This window comes from Streptomyces sp. NPDC045967, from assembly GCF_056430495.1.
This window is the reverse complement of record NZ_JBWKLE010000001.1, coordinates 159853-177070: the sequence shown is the minus strand read 5'-3', so window position 1 is coordinate 177070 and position 17218 is coordinate 159853. Positions and strand designations below refer to the sequence as shown.

Below are 17218 nucleotides of genomic sequence, written 5' to 3'. Positions count from 1 at the left end.
CTGCCGGGCCCCGGTCCGGGCTCCCCGCGGGGAGGACCGGACTCCCCCCGGGTGGGCCGGGGCCTCAGTCCAGGTAGCCCCTCAGCTGGTCGGCGAAGGCGTGGTCGCGCAGCTTGTTGAGGGTCTTGGACTCGATCTGGCGGATCCGCTCGCGCGTCACGCCGAAGATCCGGCCGATCTCCTCCAGGGTGCGCGGGCGTCCGTCGTCGAGGCCGTAGCGCAGTTGGACGACCTTGCGCTCGCGCTCGCCGAGGGTCGACAGCACGGCTTCCAGGTGCTCGCGCAGCAGGAAGAACGCGGCGGATTCCACGGGCGAGGCGGCGTCGCCGTCCTCGATGAGGTCACCGAGCGCGACGTCGTCCTCCTCGCCGACCGGGGCGTGCAGGGAGACCGGCTCCTGGGCGAGGCGGAGCACTTCGAGGACCCGCTCGGGGGTCAGTTCGAGGTGGGCGGCGACCTCTTCGGCGGTGGGTTCGTAGCCGCGCTCCTGGAGCATCCGGCGCTGGACGCGCACCACGCGGTTGATGAGCTCCACGACGTGGACGGGCACCCGGATGGTGCGGGCCTGGTCGGCGAGGGCCCGGGACATCGCCTGGCGGATCCACCAGGTGGCGTAGGTGGAGAACTTGAACCCGCGGGCGTAGTCGAACTTCTCGACGGCGCGGATGAGCCCGAGGTTTCCCTCCTGCACGAGGTCGAGCATCGTGAGCCCGCGGCCCACGTACCGCTTCGCGACGGAGACGACGAGGCGGAGGTTGGACTCGATGAGCCGGCGTTTGGCCATGCGGCCCATGACGACGAGCTTGTCGAGGTCGAAGGCGAGCTGGGAGTCGAGGTCCGGGGTGCCGGCGAGCTTCTCCTCGGCGAAGAGGCCCGCTTCCACGCACCGGGCGAGGTCGACCTCCTCGGCGGCGGTCAGCAGCGGGATCCTGCCTATCTCGCGCAGGTACTGCCGGAACAGGTCGGCGGAGGGCCCTGCCGCCCCCGCCCCGCCGTCGCGGCGTGCGCGCGGGACCGGCACCTGCTCGATCTCCTCGATCCGGTCGACGAGGTCGGGGGGCTCCGGCTCGTCGTCCACGGCCTCGGCCTCGGGTTCGGGCTGCTCGGTCACGCTCATCGTGGCGGTCCGGGCGACGGTCGGGGGCTGCGTCTGGGTCTGCACGGGGGCGACCTCCAGGGGTCCGAGGACTCAGGCACCGCACCTCAGTGTGGGGTACGACACATCGCTGTCACGAGGGGCGTGCGGACACTTTCTGAGACCGGTGCGTGACCGGATGGCTACCCCCGGCTGCCGCGCGCGAAGCGGCCCGCACCCATGTCCGATCCCCGGCCGCGGCGGGAGCGGGGTCCGCCGGCGGGTGGTGTGGACGGACCGGTGCGATGCTGAACGACACGGCTGTCGTCGAAGCCGCAGGCAGGCCACCGGCCCGGACCGCGGGCGTCTCGGCGCTGGTGGTCGTCGCCCTGGTGCTGATCCGTCCGGGCCCGGGCGGCGGCGGTGGCACCGGAGGCGAGCGGAGCGCGCCGGCTGCGACGCCCGTCGCCGGGACGTCCCCGCCGGCGCCGCCGGCTTCGGCGCCGGCGGAGTCCGGGCGGCGGAGTCCGGGGCGGTGGACCGGGGCCGGTCGGTGACGTGCGGATCACCTGGTGCGCCGTGGACCCGGCCACCCGCTGGCCCTCCGCCGAGCTGGTGATCACGAATCGCGGCTGCGGCACCGGTACGTACATCGTCGGCGTCGAGTTCGTCGACGCCTCCTCCGGCGTCCGGCTCGCCGAGGGCGCGGCCGTCGGCAACCACCTCGCGCCGGGGCAGCGCGCGCAGGTCACCGCCACGGCCCTCGAAGAGGTGCGGGGTGACCTGCACGGTGATGAAGGTGGACCGGTTCGCGCCCTGATGCGCGGACCGGCCTCAGAGCGTCTCGACGCGGACCGCGCAGACCTTGAACTCCGGCATGCGGGAGACCGGGTCGAGTGCGGGGTTGGTGAGGGTGTTGGCGCGGCCCTCCCCCGGCCAGTGGAAGGGCATGAAGACGGTGTCCGCGCGGATGGAGTCGGTGATGCGGGCCGGAGCCACGGACCGGCCGCGGCGGGAGACGACCGCCAGCGGGCTGCCGTCGACGGCGCCGATGCGGGCCGCGAGGCGCGGGTGGAGTTCCACGAAGGGGCCGGGGGCCGCCGTGTTGAGCTCCTCGACGCGGCGGGTCTGGGCGCCGGACTGGTACTGGGCGACCACCCGGCCCGTGGTCAGGAACAGCGGGTACTCGGCGTCGGGGACCTCGGCTGCGTCCCGGTGCGAGACGGGGACGAACCGGGCCCGGCCGTCTTCGGTGGCGAAGCGGTCGAGGAACAGGCGGGGCGTGCCCGCGGCACCCTCCGGGCAGGGCCAGAAGACGCCCTGTTCGGCCTCGATGCGGGCGTAGCTGATGCCCGAGTAGTCCGCCGGGCCGCCGGCGGAGGCCCGGCGCAGTTCGTCGAAGACCTCCTCCGGGGCGGTGGGGAAGCCCTTCTCCACTCCCAGGCGGGCGGCGAGTGCGTGGAGGACCTCCAGGTCGGTGCGGACGCCGGGCGGCGGGGTCAGTGCGCGCCGGCGGAGGAGGACCCGGCCCTCCAGGTTGGTGGTGGTGCCGGTCTCCTCCGCCCACTGGGTGACCGGCAGGACCACGTCCGCGAGGGCGGCGGTCTCGGAGAGGACCACGTCGGCCACGGCGAGGAAGTCCAGGGAGCGGATGCGGTCCTCGATGTGGCCGGCGCGGGGGGCGGAGACCACCGGGTTGGAGCCCATGAGGAGGAGGGCGCGGACGTCGGTGCCCAGGGCGTCGAGGAGTTCGTACGCGCTGCGGCCGGGGCCGGGCAGGGAGTCGGGGTCGACGCCCCAGACCTGCGCCACGTGCGCCCGGGCCGCCGGGTCGGTCAGTTTGCGGTAGCCGGGGAGCTGGTCGGCCTTCTGGCCGTGCTCGCGGCCGCCCTGGCCGTTGCCCTGGCCGGTGAGGCAGCCGTAGCCGGAGAGGGGCCGGCCGGCCCGGCCGGTGGCCAGGCACAGGTTGATCCACGCCCCGACGGTGTCGGTGCCCTTGGACTGCTGCTCGGGGCCGCGGGCGGTGAGGACCATCGCGGAGGACGGCGCGCAGAACATCTCGACGGCCTGCCGGAGCCGGGGCACCGGGACGCCGGTGATGCGTTCGACCAGCTCGGGCCAGTGGGCCATGGCGGCGGCCCGGGCGGCCTCCCAGCCGGTGGTCCGGTCGGCGATGAACTCCTCGTCCGTGCGCCCTTCGGCCACGACGAGGTGGAGCATGCCGAGGGCGAGCGCGAGGTCGGTGCCGGGCCGCGGGGCGAGGTGCAGGTCGGCCTGTTCGGCGGTGCGGGTGCGGCGGGGGTCGATGACGATGAGGGTCCCGCCGTTCTCCTTCAGCTCGGTCAGGTAGCGCAGCGCGGGCGGCATGGTCTCGGCGAGGTTCGAGCCGACGAGGATCACGCATCCGGTACGGGGGATGTCCTCCAGCGGGAACGGCAGGCCCCGGTCGAGCCCGAAGGCCCGCTGGTGCGCGGCGGCCGCCGAGGACATGCAGAACCGGCCGTTGTAGTCGATCTGCGAGGTGCGCAGCGCCACCCGGGCGAACTTGCCGAGCGCGTACGCCTTCTCGTTGGTGAGGCCGCCGCCGCCGAAGACCCCGACGGCGTCCGGTCCGTGGGCGCGGCCCGTGCGGGCGAGGCCCTCGGCGACGGCGTCGAGGGCCTCCTCCCAGGTGGCCGGTTCGAGCCGCCCCGCGCGGGTACGGACGAGCGGCCCGGTCAGGCGCACCCGGGAGGAGAGCACGGCGGGGGCGGTGCGTCCTTTGCCGCACAGCGCGCCCCGGTTGACGGGGAACTCCGCCCGCTCCTCCACCGCGACGCCTTCGCCGCCCGGTGTAGGGCGGAGGTTCATCCCGCACTGCAGTGCGCAGTACGGACAGTGCGTGGCGGTGGCGGCTGCTTCCGGGGTGTGCATACGGCCCAGCCTGCGACGGCGGTGTTACACGGGCCGCCGCCCCGCGTTACGTCTCGGGGTGCTCCACCTCAGCGCGCGCCCGCGCCCCCGGTGAGGCGACGGCGTCCAGGGGCGGGCGCCGCAGGGTGGGCACCGGCCGGTCTGGTGTTGCACGGTCGGGCCGGCCGTCCAGCCGCCGTCCACGGCCGGTTCGGCTCCCGTGCTGCAGCCCGCGGCATCCGAGAGCGGGAACGGGACGGCGGCGGCGACCTCCTCGGGGACTCCGACGCGGCCCATCCGCGTGCGGGGGTGGCCGCCCTCGCCGGCCCGGATGCCGACGGGAGCGGTCATCGGTCATCGGTCATCGGGTCGTGCCCGGGTGTACGGAGTCCACCCGGATCCGGGCCTCGGCGAGCTCGACCGGGCCGATCTCGGACCGGCCGCGCACGCCCCACTTGGCCGCGCCGCCGTTCGCCCGGGGCAGGAGGACGGCCGTCTTGATGCCACCGCGGCCCGCGCCGCGGAGGCGCCCGGGCCGCGGGCTCCGCCGGTGACGACGACGGCCTTGCCGCTGAGATCGATCACAGCCGCGGTGCACACCTCTGCCCGTACGGACCGACGGCCCACATGACTCATCGGCACAGCCGACGGCGCGTCAGTCCGCCAGAGCCCCCAGAGCCTTCGACACCCCCTGCTCCCTGGGCCCCAGGAACCGCGGGTCGGGCTGGAAGGCCGCGTCGAGCGCGGCCTTGCCGGCCGCGAAGACCTCGCGCGTCCCGCCGTAGTACCAGGTCGCGTCGTGTTCGTCGGGCACCCCGACCCCGTACGACTCCACCCCCGCCGCCTGGCACAGGGCGACGGCTCTGCGTATGTGGAAGCCCTGGCTGATCAGCACGGCCCGGTCGACCCCGAATATCCGCTTGGCCCGGACGCACGAGTCCCAGGTGTCGAAGCCGGCGAAGTCGCTGACGATCCGGCCGTCCGGCACTCCCCGCCCGGTCAGGTATCTGCGCATCGCGTCGGGCTCGTCATACTCCCTGCGGCTGTTGTCCCCGGTGACCAGGACGACCTTGACCTTGCCGGCCCCGTACAGCTCGGCCGCCGCATCGAGCCGGGCGGCCAGGTATGGGGTCGGCCGGCCGTTCCACAGCCCCGCCCCGAACACCACGGCCACCTCGGCGGGCGGTGCGTCGGCCGTGCTCCGCAACCGGTCCGCGGCCGCCGCGTGCGTCCACGCCGCCGGGAGCAGCGCCAGCGCGCAGCCCGCCACCACGACCCGCACGGCCCGGCGCCGCGCCCGCACCCCGCGCGGCCCCGGCCGCCGGCCGCCGACGGCCCGAGCCGCCCCCCGCACCGTCACCCGCGCCGCCGACCCCGCCAGCACCCCGGCCCTCGCCGCCGTGCGCCTCGCCGTCCGTGCCGCCCGCCCTGCCCAGCCGTCCCTCTTCATGACCGCCCCCTCCACGCCCCACGCTTCCCATCCCGTTCGCACGGATTGACGAACGGGCCCCCGGCCCCAGTTCCGCGCTCCCCTCCTTTCACCCGCACGAATGACCGAGCGGGTGGGTGAGCACCCGGAAAACACCCGTCACCGCGGCGCAACGCGGCCGCAACGTCCGGCGCGCAGGATCGGTCCATGACGGAGCCGGTGCACCCTCCCGACATCCCGCCCCACCCCTTCGGCAGCGCCGCCGAACTGCTGTCCCGGATCACCGCCCAACTCGGCACGCAGCTGAGCGGCGTACGCCCGCCGCGCGCCCGGCCCCACGGAGCCCACCCATGCAGCAGCCCGCCCTCGTCGCCGTGGCCCACGGCAGCCGCGACCCGCGCGCCCTCGACACCGCGCTCGACCTCCTCGCCCGCGTCCGCGAGCTCCGCCCCCACCTCGACGTCCGGCTCGGGCACATCGAGCTGAACCGGCCGCTGCTCGGCGACACCCTGCGGGAGCTGCGGGGCGCGGCCGTCCTCGTCCCGCTGCTCCTCGGCCGAGGCCACCACGTCAAACACGACCTGCCCGCCGCGGCCGCCGCCGCCCCGCACCTGCGGGTCGCCCTCGCCGCGCCGCTCGGCCCGCACCCGCTGCTCGTCGAGGCCCTCCGCGACCGCCTGGTGGAGGCGGGCTGGACCCCCGGCACGGCCGTCGTGCTCGCCGCCGCCGGCTCCCGCGATCCCGACTCCGCCGCGGACACCCGCCGCACCGCCGCCCTGCTCTCCGAGCGCCTCGGCGGCGTCCCGGTGGTCCCCGGTTACGCCTCCGCCGCCTCCCCGACCGTCCCCCAGGCCGTGCGCGCCCTGGCCGCCCGGGGTCACCACCGGCCCGCCACGGCCTCGTACTTCGCCGCGCCCGGCCGGTTCGCCGCCCAGGCCGCCGCGGTCGCGCCCGCCCTCGCCGCCGCGCCCCTGGGCGACCATCCCGCGCTGGCCCGACTGCTGCTCCACCGTTACGACCGGGCGCGCACCCGGTCCCACCAGGCCGCCCCCGGCGCCCTCCGCGGCGCCGGACGGCCGGAACTCCTCTCCGCCTGATCCCGGTTTGTCAGAGGTTCCGGTTACCGTCTCTTCATGGAAGGCACCGCGTACACCCCGGCAGACGACCTGTACGACTCCAGCGCCACCGAACGCTGGGCCCCAGAACCGGACAAGCGGCCCGGGCGGACGGCCTTCCAGCGCGACCGCGCCCGCGTGCTGCACTCCGCCGCCCTGCGCCGCCTCGCCGGGAAGACCCAGGTGGTCACCCCCGGCACCCGCTCCTACGACTGGGACGCGAGCCCCCGCACCCGCCTCACGCACTCCCTGGAGTGCGCGCAGGTCGGCCGGGAGCTGGGCGCCGCGCTCGGCTGCGACCCGGATCTCGTCGAGGCCGCCTGCCTCTCCCACGACATGGGGCACCCGCCGTTCGGGCACAACGGCGAGGAAGCGCTCAACGAGTTCGCCAAGGACTGCGGCGGCTTCGAGGGCAACGCCCAGTCGCTGCGCCTGCTGACCCGCCTGGAGCCCAAGCGGTTCGTCCCCGATCCGGCCGGCGGCCCACCGGTCAGCGTCGGGCTCAACCTCACCCGCGCCTGCCTGGACGCCGCCACCAAGTACCCGTGGGCGCGCGGCGATCACCCCACCGACCCCGGCTCGGTCAAGTTCGGCGCCTACCAGGACGACCTGCCGGTCTTCGCGTGGCTGCGCCTCGGCGCGCCCGCGGACCGCAAGTGCTTCGAGGCACAGGTGATGGACTGGGCGGACGACGTCGCCTACTCCGTCCACGACTTCGAGGACGGGCTGCACGCGGGCCACATCGACCCCAACATGCTCTTCGCCGAACCGGAGCGCACCGCGATCTGGCGGGTCGCCATCGGCCGCTACGTGCCCGCCGACACCGGCCCGGAGGAGCTGCGCGCCGCCCTGGACCGGCTGATGGAGCAGGAGTGGTGGCCGCACGGGTACGACGGCTCCGCCGTGGCCCAGGCCCGGCTGAAGGACGCGACCAGCCAGCTCATCGGCCGTTTCTGCCTGGCCGCCGAGGGCGCCACCCGCGAGGCGTACGGGTCCGGCCGCCTCACCCGGTACGGCGCCGAACTGGTGGTGCCCCGCGAGGCGCGCAACGAGTGCGCGGTCCTGAAGGCGGTCGCCGACCTGTACGTCATGCAGCGCGACGAACAGGAGCGGATCCGCGCCGACCAGCGCATCGTCCTGGCCGAACTCGCGGAGGCGCTCAGCGCCCGCGCCCCCGAGGGCCTGGATCCGCAGTTCCGAGCCGTCTTCGACACCGCGCCGGACGACAGGGCCAGGAAACGGGCGGTCGTCGACCAGATCGCGTCCCTCACCGACGCGTCCGCCCGGTCCCTGCACGCCCGCCTCGCGCGGCGCACGCGACGCGCCGAGGGGTGAGCTGATCGGGCCACTCCCCCTTCACGCGGCAGGCTCATTGCGGGACGCTCGCATGTGGTCGCATGTGGCGGAGAGGTTATGAGGAGGCATCAGGTGGTCGACGCAGACCGGACGTTCGTCATCGTGGGCGCGGGGCTGGCCGGGGCAAAGGCGGCCGAGACGTTGAGGTCCGAGGGGTTCACGGGGCGGGTGATCCTGATCGGCGACGAGCGCGACCATCCCTACGAACGGCCACCGCTGTCCAAGGGCTACCTGACGGGCAAGGACGACCGCGACAGCGTCTTCGTCCACGAGCCCTCCTGGTACGCGGCCTCCGACATCGAGCTGCACCTCGGCCAGCCCGCCGTCCACCTGGACCGGGACGCCAAGAAGGTGGTCCTCGGCGACGGCACCGCCCTGCACTACGACAAGCTGCTGCTGGCCACCGGCGCCGAGCCGCGCCGGCTGGACGTCCCCGGCACGGGCCTGGCCGGTGTGCACCACCTGCGCCGCCTCGCGCACGCCGAGCGGCTGCGGGGCGTCCTGGCCGGGCTCGGCCGGGACAACGGCCACCTGCTGATCGCGGGCGCCGGATGGATCGGCCTGGAGGTCGCCGCGGCGGCCCGCGGCTACGGCGCGGAGGTGACGGTCGTCGAACCGGAGCCGACACCGCTGCACGCGGTGCTGGGCCCGGAGATCGGCCGGCTCTTCGGGGACCTGCACACCGAGCACGGGGTGCGGTTCCACTTCGGGGCCCGGCTGACCGAGATCGTCGGCCACGACGGCATGGTGCTGGCCGCCCGCACCGACGACGGACAGGAGCATCCGGCGCACGCGGTGCTCGCCGCGATCGGGGCGGCGCCGCGCACCGCCCTCGCCGAGACCTCCGGGCTGGCACTGGTCGACCGGCAGCACGGGGGCGGGATCGCGGTGGACGCCTCCCTGCGCACCTCCGACCCCGACGTGTTCGCGGTGGGGGACGTGGCCGCCGCCCACCACCCGGCCCTCGGCACCCGGCTGCGGGTGGAGCACTGGGCCAACGCGCTGAACGGGGGCCCGGCCGCCGCGCGGGCGATGCTGGGCCGGCCGGTCTCCTACGACAGGGTGCCGTACTTCTTCTCCGACCAGTACGACGTGGGCATGGAGTACTCGGGTTACGCGCCGCCCGGCAGCTACGACCAGGTGGTGATCCGCGGGGACGCCGCCAAGCGCGAGTTCGTCGCGTTCTGGCTCTCGGAGGGGCGGGTGCTCGCCGGAATGAACGTCAACGTGTGGGACGTCGCCGAGCACATCCAGGCCCTGATCAGGTCGAAGGAGCCCGTGGACCGCGAGAAGCTGGCGGACCCCTCGGTTCCGCTCGCGTCGCTGCCGGCACCCGAGGGGGCCTGACCGGTTCGCCCGCGCGCGGCCGTAGACTTCACGCGTGGCAGGACGGATCAACGACGACGACGTGAAGGCGGTACGGGACGCGGTCCCGATCGACGCCGTGGTCTCCGACTACCTCCAGCTGCGCAACGCGGGCGGCGGCAACCTCAAGGGCCTGTGCCCCTTCCACGACGAGAAGTCCCCGTCCTTCCAGGTCAGCCCCAGCAAGGGTCTCTACCACTGCTTCGGCTGCCAGGCGGGCGGGGACACCCTCGACTTCATCATGAAGATCGACCACCTGTCCTTCTCGGAGGCGGTGGAGCGGCTGGCCGGCCAGGCCGGCATCACCCTGCGGTACGAGGAGGGCGGCTACACCGCCGGCACCAGCGGCCGCGGTGAGCGCATCCGGCTGGTCGAGGCGCACAAGGCGGCCGCCGAGTTCTACATCGACCAGCTGGGCGGACCGGAGGCCGAGATCGGGCGGGCGTTCCTCGCCGAGCGCGGCTTCGACCAGGCGGCCGCCGAGCACTTCAGCGTGGGCTACAGCCCGGCCGGCTGGGACCACCTGACCCGGTTCCTGCGCGGCAGGGGCTTCAGCGACAAGGAGCTGATCACCTCCGGGCTCGCCCAGGACAGCCGCAGCGGCAAGCCCATCGACCGCTTCCGCGGCCGGCTGATGTGGCCGATCCGCGACATCAGCGGCGAGGTGGTCGGCTTCGGTGCGCGCAAGCTGCGCGACGACGACAACGGCCCCAAGTACCTGAACACGCCCGAGACCCCGATCTACCGCAAGTCCCAGGTCCTCTACGGCATCGACCTGGCGAAGAAGGAGATCGCGAAGACCTCGCGGGCCGTGGTGGTCGAGGGCTACACGGACGTGATGGCCTGCCACATGGCCGGGGTGACCACCGCGATCGCCACCTGCGGCACCGCCTTCGGCGGGGACCACATCAAGATCCTGCGGCGGCTGCTGATGGACAACGCCACCGCCGAGGTGATCTTCACGTTCGACGGTGACGCGGCCGGCCAGAAGGCGGCGCTGCGGGCCTTCGAGGACGACCAGAAGTTCGCCGCCGAGACCTCGATCGCGATCACCCCCGGCGGCATGGACCCCTGCGACCTGCGCCTCGCGCAGGGGGACGCGGCCGTCGCGGGTCTCGTGGACTCGCGGACCCCCCTCTTCGAGTTCGCGCTGCGCCACATCGTCGCCCGGCACAACCTGGAGAACCCGGCGGGCCGCGCGGCCGCGCTGGACGAGGCCGCCCCGGTCGTCGCGAACATCAAGAACATCGCGATCCAGCACGAGTCCGCCGTCCAGCTGGCGGGCATGCTGGGCATCCGCGACGAGCAGTTCGTCGTCAAGCGCGTGGCGCAGCTGGCGCGCTGGGCCCGCGAGCGCGGCGGCCAGCCCCAGCAGCACGGCCGCGGCCGGCCGTCCTACGAGGCCGCCGCGCCGGCCGCCCGGCCGGCGGGCGGGCCCGCGCTGAACCTGCGCAGCCCGGCCCACCGCACCGAGCGGGAACTGCTGAAGCTGGCCCTGCAGCGCCCGGCCCTGGTCTCCCCGGCGTTCGACGCGTACGGGATCGACGAGTTCACCGCCCCGCCCTACGCGGCCGTGCGCCAGGCCATCCAGGACGCCGGCGGCGCCTCGCCGGAGACCGAGGACTACCTGGCGCGGGTGCGCGAAGCCGCACCGAACGACACCGTCCGCGCACTGGTCACGGAGCTGGCGGTCGAGGCCATCCACGCCAAGACGGTGGACGAGGTCTACGCCGGGGTCCAGCTGGTCCAGGTGCGGCTGCGCGCCGTCGACCGCCGGGTGCACGAGATCCAGGGCACCTTGTCACGGCTCGGTCCGCAGGCCCCGCCCGAGCAACTGGCCGCGGTGCAGGAGGAGCTGTGGGTGCTCCAGCAGTACGGCCAGCGGCTGCGCAACCGCGGCGCCGAGGGGCTGTAGCGGGCGGTCAGCGGCGCAGCCAGTCGCCGCCCGGTATCCGTGTGCCCGACTCCCGCAGGTCGCGGGCGAGCAGCGGGGAAGCCAGGTAGACCCAGGCCCGCACAGGGGTGCCGTCGGCGCGCAGGGCCTCGCGGGCGATCCGGTCGTAGACGTTCCCCGGGCGGTGCGGGCCGCCGTACTCCTCCAGCACGTCCAGCGCCGCCAGCAGGCCCGCGTACGCGTCCGGGGCCGCCGTGATCAGCTCGCCGGCCACCGCGCAGCCCGGCCGGTCGACCGCGAAGGGGTAGCCGGGGCCGTCGTAGAGCGCGGCGCCCGGGAGGGTCGCGGGTTCCTCGGCGACCGTGCGGCCGCGCAGGAACAGGGCGTGGTTGACCTCCCCCGGGCGCAGTGTCCCGTAGACGAAGAACGGGAGCGGAGCGCTCGGGTCCTGCGGCCGGACGACCGGTGTCATGGGGCCCTCCCTGGGCTACGCGGAACGCGGGGCGGGCCGGGCCGAAAGTCCGACCCGGCGGCGCCCACCCCACCGTACGCACCGCTGTGACACCACCTGGCGGCCCCGGTGGCCCGGGCCGTCCAGCGCCGGTTCCCGTCTGCCCGCACCGCCGTGGCGATCCCCGCGCTCACCCGGACGGCGAAGACGGCCCGGATGGCCGAACCGGGGGCTGTGACCTGCGGGAACCGGCCGCCCGGGGAGCACCCTCGACGACACCTGACGGGACATCAGGAGGCGGGCGCCGGGTCGGCCCGGTTATCTCGGAAGCACGACCCCGCGCCTCCAGGGAGTTCCCATGCGCCGACGTACAGCTCACGTGCTGACTGCCGCCGCGCTGGCCTGCGCCGCTTCCACCGGGCCGGTCGCCGGTGCGGCGGCCGCCGTGGACCTCGGCCAGGCGGCTCTCGCCCCCGGTGACTTCGCCCCGCTGGAGGTGTGGCCCAAGTCCGCCGCCCCGGGCGCCACCGTCACGGTGAACACCACCGCGTGCGGGCCCGGCAGCCACGCGGAGGGTGATGCCACCACGGTGGGCGGCGGCCGGTTCAAGCTGGTGCCGGGCACCCGCAAGGAGGTGGTCGTGGGTCAGTTCCGGCTCGCCCGCGGCACCCGCCCCGGCACCTACGCCATCGGGGCGACCTGCGCGAACGGCAAGTTCGCCACCGGCGACCTGGTGGTCACCGAACGCGGCCCCCAGGGCCATGTGCAGACCGGGGTGGGCGGTGGCACGACCACCACCGGCGACCCCGCCAAGATCGCGGCGGGAGCGGCAGTACTGGCCGCGACCGCCGTCGGCGGTACCTGGCTCCTGCGTCGCCGGGCGAGCGGCACGCAGAGCTGACGGACGCCCACCGCGGCTGTCGGCCGCGGTCCGACCGGTACCGTCCCCCGTCGCCCGCCCCGCGAGGTCCCCCCGTTCGCGGGGCCGGGCGACGGCCAGTCACCCCGGAACGTCGAGCCGAGGGGGTACGCATGGGTGGCGATGTCAGCAGGGCCCGCCACGGGGGTTTGGTGGCCCTCGCCGCCTGCATCGGCATCTGGCTCGTGACCAGCGGCTCCCGCGAGCCCATCGGACCCCCGCTGCCCTCCCCCGCCGAGGCCCTGACCGCCGACGGCGCGGGCGGCGCCGGTATCGCGCCGCTCCCCGGATCGCCGCCCCGGCGGATCCGGATTCCCTCCATCCGGGTCGACGCCCCACTGACCGGGCTGGGCCTCCGGCCGGGCGGCAGCCTGGAGGTGCCGCCGCCCGACCGGCGGGACCTGGCCGGCTGGTACCGCGACGGCACCACCCCGGGCGCCACCGGCACCGCCGTCATCGCGGGACACGTGGACGACGCCGCCGGGCCGGGGGTCTTCTACCATCTGGGCGCCCTGCGCAAGGGGACCGCCGTGGAGGTCACGCGCGCGGACGGCCGCACCGCCGTGTTCACGGTCCACGCGGTCGAGGTCTACGACGCCAAGGCCTTCCCGGACACCCGGGTGTACGGCCCCTCCCACCGCGCCGAGCTGCGGGTGATCACCTGCGGCGGCGGCTTCTCCCCGCGGACGGGCTACCGCGGCAACGTGGTCGTCTTCGCGCACCTCACCGGGACGTATTAGTGCTGTAGGACCTTCCCGGTCACAGCAGCTGTTCCGCGGGGCGGCGGGCTACCCCCACTGCTCGAGGCCGAGCTTGACCACCAGCGCGCCCACCACGGTCAGCAGCACCCCGCGCACGAAGCCGCTGCCCTTCCTCAGGGCCATGCCGGCGCCGACCATGCCGCCGGCCAGGTTGAAGGCGGCCATCAGGGCGGCCAGCTGCCACAGCACCATGCCCTGGTAGGCGAACATCGCGAGCGCCCCGGCGTTGGTGCAGACGTTGACGATCTTCGCGGTGGCGGAGGCGGTGACCAGGTCGAGGTGGAGCAGGGCGGTGAGGGCGAGCACCAGGAAGGTGCCGGTGCCCGGTCCGATGAGGCCGTCGTAGAAGCCGATGCCGAGGCCGGCGAGGCCGATGGCGAGGAACACCCGCCGCCGGCTCACGGGCGAGGAGCTCGGGGCGGTGCCGAAGGCGGGCCGCAGGAGCACGAAGGCCGCGACGACCACCAGCACCACCATGATCATGGGGCGCATCGCGTCCTTGCTGATGCCGCCGGCCAGCGCGGCGCCGCCCACCGATCCGGCGAGGGCGGCGACGCCGATGCGGACGGCGAGCTTCACGTCCACCGTGGCCCGGCGGAGGTAGGTGACGGCCGCGCCGGTGGTGCCGACGATCGCGACGGCCTTGTTCGTCCCGAGGACGGTGGCCGGGGCGGCGCCGGGCAGGCCGAGCAGCAGCGCGGGAAGGAGCAGCAGGCCACCGCCGCCCACCACGGCGTCGATCCAGCCGGCGGCCGCCGCGGCCACGCACAGCACGATGATCACACTCAGGGAGATGTCATGCACAACCTGACCCTATGGTCCTGTCGTACGGCGATCCATCAATCCCCGGAAACTTGCGCAAAGGTTGAGCTTTGCCGGGTCGGCACCCGATCGGGGGCCACCGGAGCCGCCGGGTCCACGACCGCCGTCAGCAGGCTGGCAACCAGCACACTGGCCAGCCCCAGGCCCGCGGCGAGCACCGGGGGCCGCCGGGGTCTGCGGTGCCGGGCCCCGGCCGGGGGCACCGCGGGAGGTGCGGCCGGTGGGGATGCGGCCGGTGGGGACGGTGCAGCGGGTGGAGCAAGGGGCACGGTGATGTGCAGGGGATGGCGCATGGCGCGGTGACCCTCTCGGAGAACGGACGGCGGAAGAGAAGAAGGGGGGCGGGGCACGGCTGCTGAGCTACAGGTCAGCGGCCGTCACGGCCGGCAGAAGCCGTCACGGCTCGCCGGGGCCGTCACGTCTTGCAGGACGTGACGGGGCCGTCACGGGCCGAAGCATTCGGCGTGGATGCGTCCCGCCGGCACCCCGGCCCGCAGCAGCCCCGTCCGGGCCGCCTCGGCCATCCCCGGCGGCCCGCACAGGAACACGTCGTGCGCGGCCAGATCCGGCACCAGCCCGGCCAGCGCCTGCGGGGCGAGCGGATCGTACGCGGCCCCCGAGGGCCCGAGCAGGTAGTGCAGCCCGGCCTGCCGCTCGGCGGCGATGGCCTCCAGCTCGGCGCGCAGGACGAGCTGCTCCTCGGCCGCGGCCCGGTAGAGGAGGGTGATGTCCCCGGGCCCGCCGGGCAGCGTCTCGAACAGGGCCCGCATCGGTGTGATCCCGACCCCGCCCGCGATCAGCAGCACCTTGGGCCGGGTCCGCCGGGCGGCGGTCAGCGCCCCGAACGGCCCGGTGGCCAGCACCCGCGTGCCCGGCCGCAGCCGGCGGATCCGCCGGGAGTGGCCGCCGAGCCCCTTGACGGTGATGCGCAGGGTGTCACCGCGCACGGGTGCGGACAGCGAGAACGGCAGCGCGGTGTGCCACAGCCGCCGCTGCAGGAACCGCCAGCGCAGGAACTGGCCCGGCGCGGCGCGCAGTTCCGCGAGGTGCTCCCCGTGCACGACGACCGAGACCACCCCGGGCCCCTCGGCCCTGACCTCCGCGACCCGCAGCGCGTGCCGCAGGGCCTGCCGCACGGGGACCACGGCCCGGTACCAGACCAGCAGGACGCCGACCCCGGCGTGGGCGAGCGCCCAGAACCAGCCGGCGGCGGCGAGATCGGGCCCGGCGAGCTGGTGGCCGAAGGCGAGGGCGGCGGCCAGGTAGACGCACAGGTGCACACCGCGCCACGTTTCGTGGGACACGCGGCGGCGCACCGCGCGGGCTGAGGTCGCCCCGACCGCCGCCAGCAGGGCGGTCCCGGCCGTGGCGGCGGCGAGCGCGGGGTAGCCGAGCAGCTCCCGGACGGCCGAGAGCAGGTCGGTCCCCTCGTGCACGGCGTACCCGAGCAGGGCGAAGAGCCCGTGCCCGAAGCACAGCAGCAGCACGTGCCGGCCGCCGAGCGCGTGCCAGCGGGCGAGGCGGTCGGCGCCGATCCCGTGCTCGACGGCCGGGACCCGCGCCATCAGGAACAGCAGCACCAGGACCCCGTAGCCGGCGAGCAGGCCGGTCAGGTGGGCGGCGGTGGCGAACAGCGCGTCGGGCCGGGCCGAGGGGCGCACCTGCACCGCCCAGAGCAGGACGACCGCCCCCGCCCCGCCCGGCACACCGCCCCTGACCAGCCCCGCCACATCTCGCATACGGCCCACGCTAAGGGGCCTCCGGGCGGGTTCGGTGATCCTTAAGACCGCCTTGAGAGGGGCCTCACCGGCGCTTAAGCCCTGCGCTGAGGGCGGCGTTCCGTCGGGGTAACAACAGCGATGCCGGGGGGAAACAGCCGACCCGCAGGCTCGGGGCATGACCTCGAAGCAGCGTGTGGTGGTGATCGGCGGCGGCCTGGCGGGCCTGCGGCTCGCCGCGCGGCTGACCGGCGGCGCGGCGGTGACCGTACTCGGCGAGGAGCAGCACGTCCCGTACAACCGGGTGCTGCTCGCCGAGGTGCTGGCCGGCCGGTACGCGCCGGAGGTGGCCGCCCTCCCGGCGGCCGGTCCGGAGCTGCGGCGGGGCGTGCGCGCGGTCCGCGTCGACCGCGCCGACCGGACGGTCCACTGCGACGACGGCGCCGCCCTGTCCTACGACACGCTGGTGCTGGCCACCGGCTCCAACCCGGTGCTGCCGCCGCTGCGGGGCCTGTTCGAGCCCGGCGGGCGGGAACTGCCCGACGGTGTCCACGCGTTCCGCACGATGGACGACTGCCTGGCCCTGTCGGCCGCCGTACGCCCGGGTGTCCGGGCGGTGGTGATCGGCGGCGGCCTGCTGGGCGTCTCGGCGGCCAGGGCGCTGGCCGCGCGGGGGGCTCAGGTGGTCCTGGCGCAGCAGGCGGCGCGGCTGATGGAACGCCAGCTGGACGCCGAGGCCTCCACGCTGCTGCACGCGCACCTGACCGCGCTCGGGGTGGAGATCCACACCGAGTGCCGGGTCCGCGGCCTGACCACCTCGCCCGTCGCGCCCGTCCGCGGCGCACCGGGCCGCCGCGAGGTCACCGGCGCCGAGCTCGCCGACGGCTACCGCCTGGAGGCGGACCTCGTCGTGCTCGCCTGCGGTGTACGGCCCCGCACCGGACTGGCGCAGGCCGCCGGGCTCGAGGTCCGCAAGGGCGTCGTGGTCGACGACCGGCTGCGCACCAGCGACCCGCGGATCCACGCCGTCGGCGACTGCGCCGAGCACGCCGGCCAGGTGTACGGGCTGGCCGGCGCCGCGCTGGAGCAGGCCGACGTCCTCGCCGACGTCCTCCGCGGCGCCGAAGCCGCGTACACCGGCACCCGCGCCCTCACCCGCCTGACCCTCGCCACCGGCGGCGACGGCCCCTTCGACCTCGCCTGCTTCGGCGAGACGACCCCCCGCCCCGGCGACGACGTGGTCCGCTTCGCCGACGCGACCCGGCGGACCTACCGGACGGTCGTCGTGCGCGACGACCGCCTCGTCGGCGGGGTCCTGCTCGGCGAGCTCTCCACGGTGGGCGCCGTCGCCCGCACCTGGGAGGGCGGCGAGTCACCCCTCGACCTGTTCCACCTGCTCACCGACGACGGAGGCCACTGAC

13 protein-coding genes and 1 pseudogene are annotated in these 17218 nt (G+C 75.1%); 7 read left to right on the top strand and 7 right to left on the bottom strand.

What is annotated here, in order from left to right:
- Positions 1-64 precede the first annotated feature (64 nt).
- The 4 genes and pseudogenes from AC07FY_RS00800 to AC07FY_RS00785 form a co-directional block, all read right to left on the bottom strand.
- Positions 65-1117: an RNA polymerase sigma factor gene (locus AC07FY_RS00800; protein ID WP_478999803.1), complete on the bottom strand. Its 1053-nt coding sequence runs from the start codon at positions 1115-1117 to the stop codon at positions 65-67.
- A 792-nt stretch (positions 1118-1909) separates the two neighbouring features.
- Complete coding sequence (locus tag AC07FY_RS00795; RefSeq protein WP_478998769.1) at positions 1910-3988, bottom strand: molybdopterin oxidoreductase family protein; 2079 nt, start codon at positions 3986-3988, stop codon at positions 1910-1912.
- 132 nt (positions 3989-4120) lie between these two features.
- Positions 4121-4433, bottom strand: a pseudogene (locus AC07FY_RS00790) (SDR family oxidoreductase); the annotation flags it as partial.
- 189 nt (positions 4434-4622) lie between these two features.
- The gene (locus AC07FY_RS00785) at positions 4623-5417 is read right to left on the bottom strand and encodes a SanA/YdcF family protein (protein ID WP_478998767.1); all 795 of its coding nucleotides are present in this window, start codon (positions 5415-5417) and stop codon (positions 4623-4625) included.
- Between the two features lie 329 nt (positions 5418-5746).
- Between AC07FY_RS00785 and AC07FY_RS00780 the strand changes: the two genes are divergently transcribed.
- From AC07FY_RS00780 to dnaG, 4 genes are all read left to right on the top strand, one after another.
- Complete coding sequence (locus AC07FY_RS00780) at positions 5747-6493, top strand: sirohydrochlorin chelatase (protein ID WP_478998765.1); 747 nt, start codon at positions 5747-5749, stop codon at positions 6491-6493.
- Between the two features lie 36 nt (positions 6494-6529).
- Positions 6530-7846 (top strand): deoxyguanosinetriphosphate triphosphohydrolase, encoded by a 1317-nt coding sequence (locus AC07FY_RS00775; protein ID WP_478998764.1) that lies wholly within the window; start codon positions 6530-6532, stop codon positions 7844-7846.
- 93 nt (positions 7847-7939) lie between these two features.
- Positions 7940-9214: an NAD(P)/FAD-dependent oxidoreductase gene (locus AC07FY_RS00770; RefSeq protein WP_478998762.1), complete on the top strand. Its 1275-nt coding sequence runs from the start codon at positions 7940-7942 to the stop codon at positions 9212-9214.
- A gap of 34 nt (positions 9215-9248) precedes the next feature.
- The gene (gene dnaG, locus AC07FY_RS00765) at positions 9249-11147 is read left to right on the top strand and encodes a DNA primase (protein ID WP_478998760.1); all 1899 of its coding nucleotides are present in this window, start codon (positions 9249-9251) and stop codon (positions 11145-11147) included.
- 7 nt (positions 11148-11154) lie between these two features.
- Here the strand turns inward: dnaG and AC07FY_RS00760 are convergent, their stop codons facing one another.
- Entirely contained in the window at positions 11155-11598 is a 444-nt protein-coding gene (locus AC07FY_RS00760) for a gamma-glutamylcyclotransferase family protein (protein WP_478998758.1), read from the bottom strand.
- 337 nt (positions 11599-11935) lie between these two features.
- Here AC07FY_RS00760 and AC07FY_RS00755 point away from each other — a divergent pair, with 337 nt between their 5' ends.
- A complete protein-coding gene (locus AC07FY_RS00755; protein ID WP_478998756.1) occupies positions 11936-12478 on the top strand; it encodes a hypothetical protein in 543 nt (180 codons plus the stop codon).
- A 131-nt stretch (positions 12479-12609) separates the two neighbouring features.
- Positions 12610-13236, top strand: a complete 627-nt coding sequence (locus AC07FY_RS00750) for a class F sortase (protein ID WP_478998754.1) — start codon at positions 12610-12612, stop codon at positions 13234-13236.
- A gap of 48 nt (positions 13237-13284) precedes the next feature.
- Here the strand turns inward: AC07FY_RS00750 and AC07FY_RS00745 are convergent, their stop codons facing one another.
- Positions 13285-14061: a sulfite exporter TauE/SafE family protein gene (locus AC07FY_RS00745; protein WP_478998753.1), complete on the bottom strand. Its 777-nt coding sequence runs from the start codon at positions 14059-14061 to the stop codon at positions 13285-13287.
- A gap of 461 nt (positions 14062-14522) precedes the next feature.
- On the bottom strand, positions 14523-15818 hold the full coding sequence (locus AC07FY_RS00740) for a ferredoxin reductase family protein (RefSeq protein ID WP_478998751.1): 1296 nt from the start codon (positions 15816-15818) through the stop codon (positions 14523-14525).
- Between the two features lie 157 nt (positions 15819-15975).
- Here AC07FY_RS00740 and AC07FY_RS00735 point away from each other — a divergent pair, with 157 nt between their 5' ends.
- Positions 15976-17217 carry an NAD(P)/FAD-dependent oxidoreductase gene (locus tag AC07FY_RS00735; protein WP_478998749.1) on the top strand — a complete coding sequence of 414 codons (1242 nt, stop codon included), beginning with the start codon at positions 15976-15978 and terminating at the stop codon, positions 17215-17217.
- The last annotated feature ends 1 nt before the right edge of the window (position 17218 follow it).